Source organism: Meiothermus sp. (genome assembly GCF_026004075.1).
GTDB lineage: Bacteria > Deinococcota > Deinococci > Deinococcales > Thermaceae > Meiothermus.
Genome location: NZ_BPIK01000001.1, coordinates 1,578,666 through 1,591,498, shown reverse-complemented (window position 1 = coordinate 1,591,498; position 12,833 = coordinate 1,578,666). Strand labels below are relative to the sequence as shown.

Here is a 12,833-nt window from a genome sequence, read left to right as displayed (position 1 = left end):
AACGGCGGAGTCATTCAAGTGATGCGGGCGATAACTACAACGCTATCAAAGGAGCCTGAATGGCTGTAATAGGAAAAACCGGCCTTGTGGGCATGGCCAGCGGAAGGTCTTCTGCGTGGATGGCCGGACTGGTAAGCCTGCTGGGCCTCTTGCTACTGCCGTGGGTTCGTACCGACCGAAGTTTCCTCGAGTTCAACCCCAACCTTCTGGCTATGAGCACCGCCCCGGTGTTGGGAGCGGTGCTGCTGGCCATTGCACTCAGCCTTACGGCCCTGAGCTTGCTCCGCCTTCCCCTGGTGCATAGGGGCTACGCCTTGGTGGTGCTAGGTTCCGGGGGCTTTCTGGCAGGTGTGGGGTGGCTGGTGGCTACCTCGGCGCCGCTGGGGTTGGGCGCGCTGGTGGTGCTGGTCGCCCTGCTGACGGTGGTGGGCATTGGGCTGAGCGAGTCAGGCATTATCCAAAACGACCCCTTTGTCACTACCAGTATCCTGCTGTCTGCGCTGTTTGTGCTGCTGTTCATTATCTATCCACTTTTTACCGTGCTGCACGAATCGGTGGTGGTTAAGGGTGTCTTTACCCTCAGCAAGATTCAAAGCGTGCTCAGCTCACCGCTGTTCATCACCATCGAGAATCCCTACACTGCCCAGTCGGAGCGCTTGCAGGTGGGCCTGGTTACCCTGGTCGCTGGGCTGTTGGGTGCGGGGCTGGCGGCCCGTGGAGGTTGGCGCTGGCCTCGAGTCTTCAGCGGTTTGGTGGCGGGTCTGGTGCTGGGTTGGATTGTGGGTGCGGGCATTTTTGGGGGTGGGGCATTTCCTACCAGCCTGTACCTAGCCCTCATCGTGGCCCCCATTACCACTGCGCTGGGACTGGTGTTCGCGCTCTTGGAGCAGCGCTCGAGGGCCGACTGGGTTCGCCGCAGCCTGGGGGTGGTCAGCCTGCTGCCCCTCATCACCCCACCGTTTGTGTTCGCGTTTGCCCTCATCTACTGGCTGGGGCGCAGCGGCATCATCACCAGCGACCTGCTGGGCCTCAAAACCAGTTTTTTGTTTGGCATCAACGGGGTAGCCATTGCCCAAATTTTCGCTTTCACCCCAGTGGCCTTCCTGATTCTGCGCGGCTCGGTGCAGGGCCTGAACCCGGCCCTCGAGGAGGCTTCGGCCACCCTGCGGGCCCACCCCTGGGATACCTTCCGCCGCATTACTTGGCCCCTGCTGCGCCCTGGGCTGGCGGCGGCATTTTTGCTGACCATCATCGAGTCGCTGGCCGACTTCGGCAACCCTATGCTGCTGGGGGGTGACCGCAACTTCCTGGCCACCGAGGTATTCCTGGCCCTGACCGGACGCTACGACCCCAACGAGGCAGCGGTCTACGGCGCGGTGCTATTGTGTCTGGTACTGGTGATATTCGGCTTGCAGCGCGTGTGGCTGGGCAATACTTCGTTTGTTACGGTTACGGGCAAGCCCGGAGCGGGCAACTTTTCGCCCTTGCCGGTCTGGCTCGAGCGCACCCTGCAAAGCATCCTGGCCTTGTGGGGCCTGGCGGTGGTGCTGTTGTACTTCTCAATTTTCTTTGGCTCCTTTGTACAAATTTGGGGTATCAACAACAGCTTTACCTTCAAGCACTACATTGACCTGACCAACCTGGGCCTGCCGGTACTGTTCAAAACTGCGCAACTGGCCTTTATCAGCGCAATTATCGCCACCCTGGTAGGCTCCCTGATTGCCTATCTGGTCTCGAGGCAGCAGTTCTGGGGGCGGGGGCTATTAGAAGTGGGTTCGATGCTCTCCTTTGCCACCCCCGGCACCGTGATGGGTGTAGCCTACATCCTGGCCTTCAACACCGGCCCCTGGCTGCTTACCGGCACCGGCATCATCATCGTGCTGGCGCTGGTTTTTCGTAACATGCCAGCAGCGGTGCGGGGGGTTATCTCGGGCCTTTCCCAGATTGATAAAAGCCTGGAGGAAGCCTCCACCCTGCTCAGAGCGCCCTCGAGCACCACCCTGCGCAGGGTGTTGCTGCCCTTGCTTATCCCCCAGCTTCTGGCCGGGCTGGTTTTCGCCTTTGTGCGGGGCATGACCGCCATCAGCCAGATTATCTTCCTGATTAGCCCCGGAAACGCACTGGCCACCGTGCTGATGTTGCGCTGGATCGAGCAGGGCGACCTGGGCCGGGGCGCGGCCATGGCCACGGTAATGATTCTGGGTTTGCTCACGGTCATCCTGATTCTGTTTGCCGCCTCGAGGCGGCTGGGACGCGGCGCCTCGCTGGAGTCCGCGGTGTGAGGTCAATATGCAGCAAGCTGTAGCCAATCTGAAGGGCGCGCACCAGGCGGTGTCGGTTAGGCTCGAGGGCATCGTCAAGAAATTCGGCAAAGTGACCGCGGTGGAAAAGGTAGACCTGGAGCTACCGGCGGGGAAGCTCGTCACCCTACTGGGCCCCTCGGGTTGTGGAAAAACCACCATCCTGCGCATGGTAGCCGGGCTCGAGCGCCCCACCGAGGGACGCATTCTTTTTGGCGGGGAGGACGTCACCCGGCTACCGGCATATCTGCGCGACATCACCATGATGTTCCAGAGCTACGCCCTCTTCCCCCATATGAACGTCTATCAGAACATCGCCTATGGCCTCGAGGTGACCCGTCGCCCCAGGGAGGAAATCCGCGAGCGGGTGGCCGAGGTGGTACGGCAGGTAGGCCTGACGGGCCTCGAGGAGCGCCCGGTAGCGGCCCTATCGGGGGGGCAGCAGCAACGGGTAGCCCTGGCCCGCTCGCTGGTTATGCAGCCACGGGTGCTGCTTTTCGATGAACCGCTCTCCAACCTCGACGCCAAGCTGCGCAAGCGGGTGCGCGAGGAAATCCGCGACATACAGCAAGAACTCGGCATCACCTCGCTCTACGTAACCCACGACCAGGAAGAGGCCATGGCCATCTCCGACCTAGTGGTGCTGATGAACAAGGGGGTCATCGAGCAGCAGGGCGACCCCCGTACCCTCTACACCAGGCCCATCAGCCGCTTTGCCGCCGACTTTATCGGGCGGGCCAACTTTTTTGAAGGGTACTACAGCGGCGGACTCCTCCAGGTAGGAACTTACAGCCTGCCCCACCAGCAGGAGGGCATCTCGGGCAGGGTGACGGTGATGGTGCGGCCGGAGGCCCTGCGGGTCTCGAGGGAAGGGGAGGGCCTCGAGGGCACCGTGCACCTGGTGTCCTTTCTGGGTTCCTCTACCGAGTTCAGCGTAGACACCGCTGTGGGTCGGCTCGAGGGTGTGGTCGCAGGCGACGCCCCCGAGCTGCCGGGCCGTGGCGAGAAGGTTCGGATATGGTTTGCTCCGCAGGGAACCTATTTGCTCCCGGCATGAGCTGTAACGCCCCACTTTGTACCGAACTGCCTGATACGCTACAGTAGGCGCGATGATGCAGTACGATATCTTAGTTGCTGGGGCGGGCATTATCGGTGCGGCCTGTGCCTATCGCCTGGCCGAACGCGGCCTGCGAATAGCTGTGCTTGAGCAGGCTCCGGCGCCGGCCATGGGTTCGACCGGCAAGAGCGCGGCGGGTGTGCGGGTGCAGTTTACTGAAGCCACCAACATCCTTCTGTCCTGGTATTCCATTCAAGAGTACCAACAGATGCCCGAAGCCGCCTACCGGCCCATCGGCTACTTGTTTTTGGTGCCGGACTCCCAGTGGGAACAGCACCTGGCGGGGGTGGAGCTGCAGCGCAGCCTGGGAGTGCCGGTGGAGGTGCGGGATCTCGAGGCTGCTCAGGAATGGTTCGACTTCATGCCGCTGGCCGCGGGCCTGGAACCTACCCTGGGGGCTACTTATGGCCCTGCTGATGGCATTGTAGACCCCCATGGCATTTGCATGGCTTACCTCCGGCGTGCAAGGGAGTTGGGTGCTGTGGTGCTTACCGAGACCGAGTTTTGCTCAGCCGAACCGACCAAGGCCGGGTGGAAGGTGCAGACCTCCCAAGGATTGCTCGAGACCCGTATCATTCTCAATGCTGCTGGGGCCTGGGCGGGCGAGGTGGGGCGCAGGGCCGGGCTGGAAATTCCCGTGCATCCCGCCCGACGGATGGTTTTCTGCACCGCGCCCATTCCCCATCCTGCCTGGCACCCCCTGACCATAGATCTGTCCAGCGGTTTCTGGTTTCGTCCCGAGCACGACCGGTTAATCTTTGGCCGCAGCAACCCAGATGACCTGGGCTTTAGCGAGGGTATGGACTGGAGCTGGCTCGAGCCCACCCTGGAGGTGGGCCTGGCTCGCTTCCCCTGGCTCGAGCAGTTCCAGCTCGACCACAAAGCCAGTTGGTGGGGCTACTATGAGGTGACCCCCGACCACAACCCCATCCTGGGCCGGATGCCCGGTGTGGAGGGCTGGGTTAACGCCTGTGGCTTTTCCGGCCATGGGGTGCAACAGGCTGCTATGGTAGGCCGTCTGATGGCCGAGGAAGTGGTGGAGGGTCGGGCCTGCAGTTTGAATATAGACGCACTGCGCTACGAACGATTTGCTGGCGCAAAAAATACAGTTGAAAAGAATATCGTTTAGGGTTGGCAGGTAGCCCAGGGGATGCTATACTTGCAAGGCTGCCGAGTTTGAAGCCCTCCCAGGAGGCACTCGAGCGGCCACATAGGAGTAGACCATGGCCAAGATGAAGACCCATAAGGGCGCCAAAAGCCGTGTCAAGATCACGGCTACAGGCAAAGTGGTAGGCAAAAAGCCGGGGAAGCGCCACCTCAACTGGCACAAGTCGGGCAGCAGCCGCCGTCAGAAAGGGCGCGACTTTACCTTTTCGAAAGGTGAAGAGCGCCGTGTCCACCGTCTGATGCCCTACGACGTATAAGGAGAGGTGATACAGAATGCCACGCGCCAAGACCGGTGTAGTTCGTCGTCGTAAACACAAGGCCATCCTTAAGCGTGCCAAGGGCTTTTACGCCCTGCGCTCCAAGAGTGTTCGTAAGGCCCGCGAAACCCTGTTTAGCGGAGCCATGCGCTCCTTCAACGACCGCCGCAAGCGCAAGGGCGATATGCGCCGCTTGTGGATTGTGCGTATCAACGCTGCTGCTCGTCAGCATGGTCTGAGCTACAGCGTGTTTATGCACGGCCTCAAAAAGGCTGGGATCGAGCTTGACCGCAAGATTCTTGCCGATATTGCGGTACGCCAGCCCGAAGCTTTCGCTGAACTGGTCAGCAAAGCCAGGGCCTAGGTAGGTTTTATCGATCCACAACACCCACCCCTGCGGTGGGTGTTGTTTTATACCGTTTCCGCTTGAATCCTTCACCGGTGGACGCAGTCAGAGGTGAAGGATTCAAACCGACCGAAGGGAGTAGAAAAGCATTTCGGTAGTATCGTTTAGGCTTGCCGAAGTGAACGATACTGCCGAAATGCGTATTATGGCTCCAAACTCTGTATGGCCGGCCGTGGGTACTGATCGCCTAGATGAAACCAGAATTGAACAGCATATTGCTGAACTGTGACAAACTACCTCGAGCAAAGGGAATGTACTTGGGTTCAAAAAGCTAGTCTATTGGAATGAGCTTCTCCTTGAATCCGGCATGAAACCCAGCGAACCCTCTCAGCAGGTTCGTATTATGGGGTTTTTCTGGCAACGCACCCGCTATTGCAAGCTTTTGCCAAAAAACTTACTCATCGAGTAAAACGGGGTCGTCCTTTGGAACGGCTTTGTCCTCGGCTAGCGAGAGCTTGGCTAGGGTGAGGGCCAGTACGTGGACGCCCCTGGCAATATCTTCGGGCGCGGCATACTCATCTGGGCGATGGCTCACACCTTGCCGGCATGGAATAAACAGCATAGCGGTGGGGGTAATCCGGGCCATGAACAAGGCATCGTGGTAAGCCCGGCTCACCATAAACTTGAACTTTACCCCGGCCTCGCCACACGAAGCCACCAGGGCCTTTAACACCTCAGAGCCTGCCTTGGCGGGGGGGTCTATGTTGATAATTTCTACGCTGTACTTGATGTCACGTCTGGTGCAGACCTGCTCGACCCCCTGAATGACACTGCGAATCACCTGATCCCGGCGGGACTGTTCGATATCGCGGATGTCGACCTCGAGCCTGACCCGGCTGGGCACGCTATTGACTGCGTTGGGATAAACCTCGCAAAAGCCGGTGGTAGCCACGGTATTGATGCTGCCGCTGTTTTTAGCAAAGGCCTCCACACCCAGAATAATCTCGGCGGCGGCGCACAGGGCATCGCGCCGATCGGGCATCAGAACGGTTCCGGCGTGGCCTCCTACCCCCTCCAGGTTAACCCGCAGGGAGGCCGGGGCTGCAATGGCCGTCACGATGCCCAGCGGGACGCGTTCTTGCTCGAGCACCGGTCCTTGCTCGATGTGCAGCTCCACAAAAGCCGAGTAGTAGCCCTCGGGGAGGGCCACGTCCTCCAGGCGGCCCATATAACCAGCCTCCCAGCGCACCTCCTCAAGGGTACGCCCCTCCGGGTCTTTGAGCTCGCGCAGCGAATCGGGGCTCAAGACCCCGGCCAGGGCCCGGCTCCCCAGGCAACCAATGCCAAAACGGGTGGGCTCCTCGGCGGTGAATATGAGCAGTTCGATGGAGCGGTAGGGCTTGAAGCCGCTGCGCTGAAGGGAGCGGATGGCCTCCAGCCCTCCCAGCACACCCACCGTACCGTCGTACATGCCGGCATAGGGGATGGCGTCGAAGTGGGAGCCGGTACCCACCGCAGGCAGATCGGGCGCGGAGCCCTCCCAGCGGGCGAAGATGTTGCCCAGCCCATCTTCCCGTAGGCTGAGACCCGCTTCCTCGCACAGCCCCTTGAGGTAGGCCCGCGCTTCCAGGTCGGGCTTGGTAAACAGGATGCGGGTAATGGCCGGCTTGGGGGTATCGGAAAACTCCGCCAGGGCCTCGAGTTCACGGATAATTCGTTCTTGGTCTATTAGGGGTCGTACGATCATGGGCTACTCCGATAAAAATTTTGGAAGATATGCTCAAGTCAGACTTGTAGAAAATCCAGCACGAGAAGTTTACCGCACCCAGCCAACCAGCCTCCACCGCCCCGATGCGGCGTGAGGGGCGCTATCAGGAGAGCAGCTCGAGCGAGTGCCGGTTGACGTCTTTGTAAATCAGGTACTTGCTGGGTGTTTTGCCCAGCGCCCCGAACCACTGTGGGCAGTAGGAGGCCATCCAGATGACGTCGCCGGCCTGCACGGTGTACCAGTGGTCGCTCAGCCGGTACACCCCCCCGCCCTCGAGGAAGAGCAGGCCGTGTTCCATCACGTGGGTTTCCACCAGCGACAGGTGGGCGCCGGGGGCAAAGGTCATGGTGTTGACGGCCATATCAAAAGAGGGGTTATCCGGCAAGAGCAGGCGCACCTGCAGGGCCTCGTCGCCCAGGAGCGGGCTGCTGGGGATATCGGGCTCGTGCCCGAGCACCACGGAGGGCACTTCTACCCCGGCCAGGGCCTGGTAGGGCTTGTCGAATACCACCATCCGCGCGCGGGCGGCGGCCTCGAACCGGTGCGGGGTGTTGGCCGGCAGGTAGGCGTAGTGGTGGGCCCCCAGGGCATGCCGGGCGCCGCCCACCTCGAGCGCCACCGCACCTTCCAGCACATAGGCAAACCGCTGGATATCCAGCAGGGTCATCTCGCCGGTGCCACCGGCTTCCATCTCCACCGTGTACATCTTGAAGCGGGCCCCCAGCTCGGGGGAGATGTGCACTATGCAGGCCGTGTTTTTCCAGCCGGGCAGGGGGGCCCGCACAAAGGTATCGGGGGTCAAGAGGGCGTGGTCGGGGGCTACACGGGTACGGGTAAAACCGGTCAGACTCATAGACTCCTCTAGGTGAACAGGCCCGTCAGGGTTCTGTCCTGAAGGGGATCGACCCCTTGAGCAATCGAACCTCGCTGGGCTTTTCTATCTTACCCAAGGCATACACCCGCTGCCCCCGTAGCCAGGTCTCTCGCACAGCCCCCACGAAGGTACGGCCCAGGTAGGGCGAGATGGGATGCCGGTAGTGCAGGTTCTGGGGCTCCAGGGTGTGGGTCTGCTGCAGATCTACCAGGGTGAAGTCGGCGTCGTAGCCTTCGGCCAGGCGGCCCTTGCCCACGAGGCCAAAACGCCGCGCCGGGTTGGCCGAGAGCAGGGCGGCCAGCCGCTCCAGGGCCAGCCCGCGCCGTTGCCAGCCTTCGGTTAGAAGCACAGCCAGGGTGGACTGCACCCCAGCAATCCCGCCCCACAGGGCAAAAAAGTCGTCGCCCTGCTTCATCTCGGGGGGGCTGGGGGAGTGGTCGGAAGCGATGATATCAATCTGCCCCTGCAACACCTGGCTCCACAGCAGGGTTTGTTGGTCGCTGGAGCGAAGGGGCGGGGCGCACTTGCCGACGGCCCCCAGGCGCTCGAGGTCTTCCTCGGTGAAGGCCAGGTAGTGGGGACAGGTCTCGAGGCTCACGTCCACCCCTCTGGCTTTGGCCTCGGCGGCCAGCACTACCCCGGCCCCCGAGCTGATGTGCACGATGTGCAGCCGACAGCCGGTTTCCTGGGCAAACAACAAGGCCCGCTGGATGGCCTCGAGTTCGGTGTAAACCGGCCTTGAGTCCAGAAAGTCGCGCCAGGTGGTCTGGCCTTGCTGGCGTTTTTGCTGGGCCAGGTAGGCGGTCATGGCGTCTGACTCGGCGTGCACGGCTACCGGTAGGCCCAACTGGGCCGCCAGGCGCATCCCAACGAATAAAGAAGCATCGTCGCAAGCGGGAAACTCGGGTAGGCCCGAGTTTGACATAAAAGCCTTGAACCCGATTACACCCCGCTCGGCTAGGTCGGGTAGATGCTGCAAGGTGTTTGGGGTGAGGCCCCCCCACAGGGCGAAATCGGTGTGGGAGGAGGCCCGCATGGCTGCCAGCTTCTGGTCGAAGGAAGGGGCATCGAGGGTGCAGGGCAGGGAGTTGAGCGGCATATCGAAAAACGCCGTGCCGCCGCCGGCGGCCAGGGCCGCGCTGCCGGTGGCGATGCCTTCCCAGTGGGCCTGCCCCGGCTCGTTGAAGTGCACGTGTACGTCAATCAGGCCCGGAAAGACGTGCAAGCCCTCTGCGCGAAGCTCCTGCCGGGCCGGTTCGGCAATTTCCGGGGCTATCTGGGCAATCCGCCCATCTGCGACCGCCAGGTCGGCCTGCCGCACCCCTTCGGGGGTGACCAGCTTTCCACCGCGCACGATTAGATCGAGCATCACCCCTCCCTACAGAACTTCGGCTGCCAGCCTGTGCAAAAAGTCCAGGCCCACCCGCAGGGCGGCTTCCACGTCCTGCGGCCAGACCGACTCCTCCGGGTGGTGCGAGAGGCCGCCGGGGCTGCGCAGGAACAGCATGGTGGCGGGGCACAGGGCCGCCATAATCATGGCGTCGTGCCCGGCCCCCGAGACCATCCGGTGCACCGGGTAGCCCTGGGCCTCCAGGGCCTCGGCCAGCAGCGCGTTCAGGCCGGGGTCGCAGGGCACCGCGGGCTGCTCGTACAGGGTGCGGTAGCCGAGCTCGAGGCCCCGGCGCTGGGCCACCTGCTGGGCCCGGGTGATCAGGTTGGCGACCGCCAGGCTGCGGATCTCGTCCTCGAGGTGGCGCACATCCAGGCTCATCTGCACCTCCCCCGGAATTACGTTGGCCGCCCCAGGCAATGCGGTGATCATGCCCACCGTAGCCACCAGGCCCGGCTCCTCGCGGGCCTCGCGCTCGACCAGGGTAATCCACTCGGCGGCCCCGGCCAGGGCGTCCTTGCGCAGGTGCATGGGCGCGGTGCCGGCGTGCCCGGCCTTGCCGCGGAAGGCCACCTCGAGCCGGCTCTGCCCCACGATGCCTTCCACCAGGCCCAGCGGATACCCCAGGGCCTCCAGTACCGGCCCCTGCTCGATGTGAAACTCCAGAAACCCCCTGACCTGGGCGGGGTTATAGGCGGCCTGGGGAATCTGGGCGGGCTCCAAGCCAAAGGCCCGGATGGCCGCCTCGACCGTCTGTCCCTCGGCATCTTGCAGCTTTAGCAGCTCCGGCTCGAACCGCCCGACGATGGCCTTGCTCCCCAGGAAGGGTACCCCAAACCGCACCCCCTCCTCTTCCGAGAAGGCAATCACCTCGATGGCAAAGGGCAGCCTGCGGCCCTCCAGGGCTTTCACCACCGCCAGCGCCAGCGTTACCCCCAGAAGGCCGTCGTACCGGCCCGCATCGCGCACGGTGTCCACGTGGGAGCCCATCAGCAGGGCCGGGGCGTCGGGGGTCTGGCCGGGGTAGCGCCCGATCAGGTTCCCCACCGCGTCCACCCGCACCGCCATGCCCAGCTCCTGCATCCAGGCGGCAAGCAGCCGGTGCACCTCCCGCATGGGGGGGGAGAGGAAGGTGCGGGTCAGGCGGCCTGCTTCTTCGGACAGGCGGCCCAGGGCCAGGCAGCGCTCGAGGGCTTCCTGGGCCAGTTGGGAGAAGTCGGTATCGGAAAGATTCATGTTCGGGTCAGTTGGGATGCGTTCTTGTTCGTAGGGCTCTGGATCCCTGTATCCCCGATTTTCCCATCCTGGGGCTCCCGCGGGAAGCGTAAAACGTGGTTTGCTGCGGACGGGGCAAGGGATGAAGCTTCCCGTGGGGTACTCAGCTACCCCGGTAGGTGCTGTAGCCATAGGGCGCGATGAGGAGCGGTACGTGGTAGTGCCCTCGAGCCTCGGCGATGCCGAAGCGGATGGGCACCTTGTCCAGAAAGGGGGGGTCGGGCAGGGGGACGCCCTGGGCCTTGAAGTAGGCGGCCACGTGGAAGACCAGCTCGTACAGGCCCACCGGGATGGTCTCGCCCGAGAGCAAGGGGGTATCGGTGCGGCCATCGGCGTTGGTGCGGGCCGTGGTCACCAAGGTGCGCTCGCCCGCGGGGCCGATGCGGTAGAGCTCGAGGTCGAGCCCCGCCGCGGGGCGGCCGTGGGCGGTGTCCAGCACATGGGTCGAGAGGCGTGCCATGTCTTAATCCTACGGCCTCGGCGCGCCCTGGGCCACCCAGGCCCCCAGCCTGGCCCGTTGCTCGGGGGTCATGGGCGGAACCCCCGGCACCAGCAGGGGCATGTACTGGGTGTCTACCGTAACCTGCTTGATTTTCTGGGCATACCCCACAATCTGCTCGGGGGTCTCGAGCATCACCCCGCCCGGCGCCGAGGCAAAGCCCGGCTGGGTGGGGCGGGCCGCGTGGCACATCTGGCAGTGCGCCGCGATGATGGCCTGCACCTCGGCAAAGGCCACAGGTGGCTGGCCCTGGGCCTCGAGGCTCTGGCGCGGGGCGGTCAGGTAGAAAGCCCCCAGGAGCAAAGCCGCCGCCAGCACCAGCAGGTAGGGCATGGCCCCGCCTTCAATCAGGGTTTTGTGGTGCTCTTTCTCGGTCACGTTGATGAAGTGCCGCACCGCCACCCCGGCCACAAAGAGCAGGATCAGGATGAGCCAGTTTGCCCCGTTGTTATAGGTCATGGGGAAGTGGTGGGCGATCATGGTGAAGAGCACCGGCAGGGTGAGGTAGTTGTTGTGGCGGGAGCGAAGCTGCACCCAGGCCACGAAGTTGGGGTCGAGGGCCTCGCCCTGCTGCGCGGCCCGCACCAGCTTTTTCTGTGAGGGGATGATCACAAAAAACACGTTGGCGGCCATGATGGTGCCCAGCATGGCCCCGATGTGCATAAAAGTGCCGCGCCCGCTAAAGACCTGACCCAGCAGATAGGCCGCCAGCGCGACCAGCACCCCGCCCACCAGCAAAAACAGAGCTGGGCGGTAGAGCAGTTGGGTGCTGGAAAGCCCCACGTAAATGAGCCAGGCCGCTACCAGGCTTCCGATGGCAATCGCGATGGCCGCCCAGCCCGGCAGGGTGCTGCCGGGGGCCAGCAGGATGGTACGGGGGTCGGCGTAGTAGACGATGATGAGCAGCAAGAAGCCCGTAACCCAGGTGAGGTAGGCGTCCCACTTGAACCAGTGCAGGTATCGGGGCAGCTCCCTGGGGGCGGTTTTGTACTTCTCCAGGTAGTAGATGCCGCCGCCGTGGATGGCCCAGATGTTGCCGGAGAGTTCGGCCCGTACACCCGGGCGCTCGAGGGCGTTCTCCAGAAAGATGAAGTAGAAGCTGGCCCCAATCCAGGCGATGCCGTAGATGATGTGCAGCCAGCGCACCACCAGGTTGAGCCACTCCCGGGCGTGGGCCTGCCAGCCGTTCGCCAGGGTGAGGGCCACCGCCACAGCGAAGAGGGCCAGGAGGGCCAGCACCCAGGGCCACTTGACGATTCGCAGTCGGTCTTGGTTCAGGGGGTTCATGGTGTAGTCCAGACTGATTCTAGGCGAGACGGCCGGAGGGTTGTCAAACGCAAGATTATTCTCTTTGCAGCAGGTCGGCCAGGCGGAAACGGGCAATTTTGAAGACTTCCTCCAGGGCCGTCTGGAACTCCACCTCCGGGGAATTGTGGAGCCTTTGCTCCATGGCCTGGAAGATGTCGGCCTTGGTTTTGCCTCGCACCGCCAGGATGAAGGGGAAGCCGAATTTCCCGGTGTAGGCCCGGTTCAGGGCCTGAATGCGCTCGTACTCGGCGGGGGAGAGGGCATCCAGGCCAGCCCCCTTTTGCTCTGCTACCGAGGCGGGGGCCATGCGGGCGCGGCTGCCCAGGTCGGGGTGGGCCCGCAGGAGGGCGAGCTGGGCCTCCTTGGGGGCCTGCTGCACCACCTGCACCAGGCTTTGCTGCAGGGCCTCGAGGCTGGCCCAGGGCCGCTGCGCCCAGGCCTGCTCGGCGATCCAGGGCGAGTGCTCGAAGACCCAGCCCACCCGTTCGACAAAGGCTTCTTTGGAGAGAAGATTTACTGCTTCAAGGTTCAT

12 protein-coding genes are annotated in these 12,833 nt (G+C 63.1%); 5 read left to right on the top strand and 7 right to left on the bottom strand.

Annotated features, from left to right (window positions below):
• Positions 1-59: 59 nt before the first annotated feature.
• From Q0X18_RS07620 to rplT, 5 genes are all read left to right on the top strand, one after another.
• Positions 60-2,282: an iron ABC transporter permease gene (locus tag Q0X18_RS07620; RefSeq protein ID WP_297560573.1), complete on the top strand. Its 2,223-nt coding sequence runs from the start codon at positions 60-62 to the stop codon at positions 2,280-2,282.
• 7 nt (positions 2,283-2,289) lie between these two features.
• The gene (locus tag Q0X18_RS07615) at positions 2,290-3,357 is read left to right on the top strand and encodes an ABC transporter ATP-binding protein (RefSeq protein WP_297560571.1); all 1,068 of its coding nucleotides are present in this window, start codon (positions 2,290-2,292) and stop codon (positions 3,355-3,357) included.
• 52 nt (positions 3,358-3,409) lie between these two features.
• The gene (locus Q0X18_RS07610; RefSeq protein WP_297560569.1) at positions 3,410-4,546 is read left to right on the top strand and encodes an FAD-binding oxidoreductase; all 1,137 of its coding nucleotides are present in this window, start codon (positions 3,410-3,412) and stop codon (positions 4,544-4,546) included.
• A 94-nt stretch (positions 4,547-4,640) separates the two neighbouring features.
• Entirely contained in the window at positions 4,641-4,841 is a 201-nt protein-coding gene (rpmI, locus tag Q0X18_RS07605; protein WP_297560567.1) for a 50S ribosomal protein L35, read from the top strand.
• A gap of 16 nt (positions 4,842-4,857) precedes the next feature.
• Positions 4,858-5,205: a 50S ribosomal protein L20 gene (rplT, locus tag Q0X18_RS07600; RefSeq protein WP_119339499.1), complete on the top strand. Its 348-nt coding sequence runs from the start codon at positions 4,858-4,860 to the stop codon at positions 5,203-5,205.
• A gap of 436 nt (positions 5,206-5,641) precedes the next feature.
• Here rplT and Q0X18_RS07595 read toward each other — a convergent pair whose 3' ends face one another.
• The 7 genes from Q0X18_RS07595 to uraD form a co-directional block, all read right to left on the bottom strand.
• The gene (locus Q0X18_RS07595) at positions 5,642-6,934 is read right to left on the bottom strand and encodes a M20 family metallo-hydrolase (protein ID WP_297560564.1); all 1,293 of its coding nucleotides are present in this window, start codon (positions 6,932-6,934) and stop codon (positions 5,642-5,644) included.
• Between the two features lie 124 nt (positions 6,935-7,058).
• Positions 7,059-7,808: a (S)-ureidoglycine aminohydrolase gene (gene allE / locus Q0X18_RS07590; protein ID WP_297560562.1), complete on the bottom strand. Its 750-nt coding sequence runs from the start codon at positions 7,806-7,808 to the stop codon at positions 7,059-7,061.
• Positions 7,809-7,833: 25 nt separating this feature from the next.
• Entirely contained in the window at positions 7,834-9,198 is a 1,365-nt protein-coding gene (locus Q0X18_RS07585; RefSeq protein ID WP_297560559.1) for an allantoinase, read from the bottom strand.
• Between the two features lie 9 nt (positions 9,199-9,207).
• Positions 9,208-10,455, bottom strand: a complete 1,248-nt coding sequence (locus Q0X18_RS07580; protein WP_297560556.1) for an allantoate amidohydrolase — start codon at positions 10,453-10,455, stop codon at positions 9,208-9,210.
• 142 nt (positions 10,456-10,597) lie between these two features.
• The gene (uraH, locus tag Q0X18_RS07575) at positions 10,598-10,954 is read right to left on the bottom strand and encodes a hydroxyisourate hydrolase (protein WP_297560553.1); all 357 of its coding nucleotides are present in this window, start codon (positions 10,952-10,954) and stop codon (positions 10,598-10,600) included.
• A 9-nt stretch (positions 10,955-10,963) separates the two neighbouring features.
• On the bottom strand, positions 10,964-12,280 hold the full coding sequence (locus Q0X18_RS07570) for a urate hydroxylase PuuD (RefSeq protein ID WP_297560551.1): 1,317 nt from the start codon (positions 12,278-12,280) through the stop codon (positions 10,964-10,966).
• Positions 12,281-12,335: 55 nt separating this feature from the next.
• Positions 12,336-12,833 carry a 2-oxo-4-hydroxy-4-carboxy-5-ureidoimidazoline decarboxylase gene (gene uraD / locus Q0X18_RS07565; RefSeq protein ID WP_297560549.1) on the bottom strand — a complete coding sequence of 166 codons (498 nt, stop codon included), beginning with the start codon at positions 12,831-12,833 and terminating at the stop codon, positions 12,336-12,338.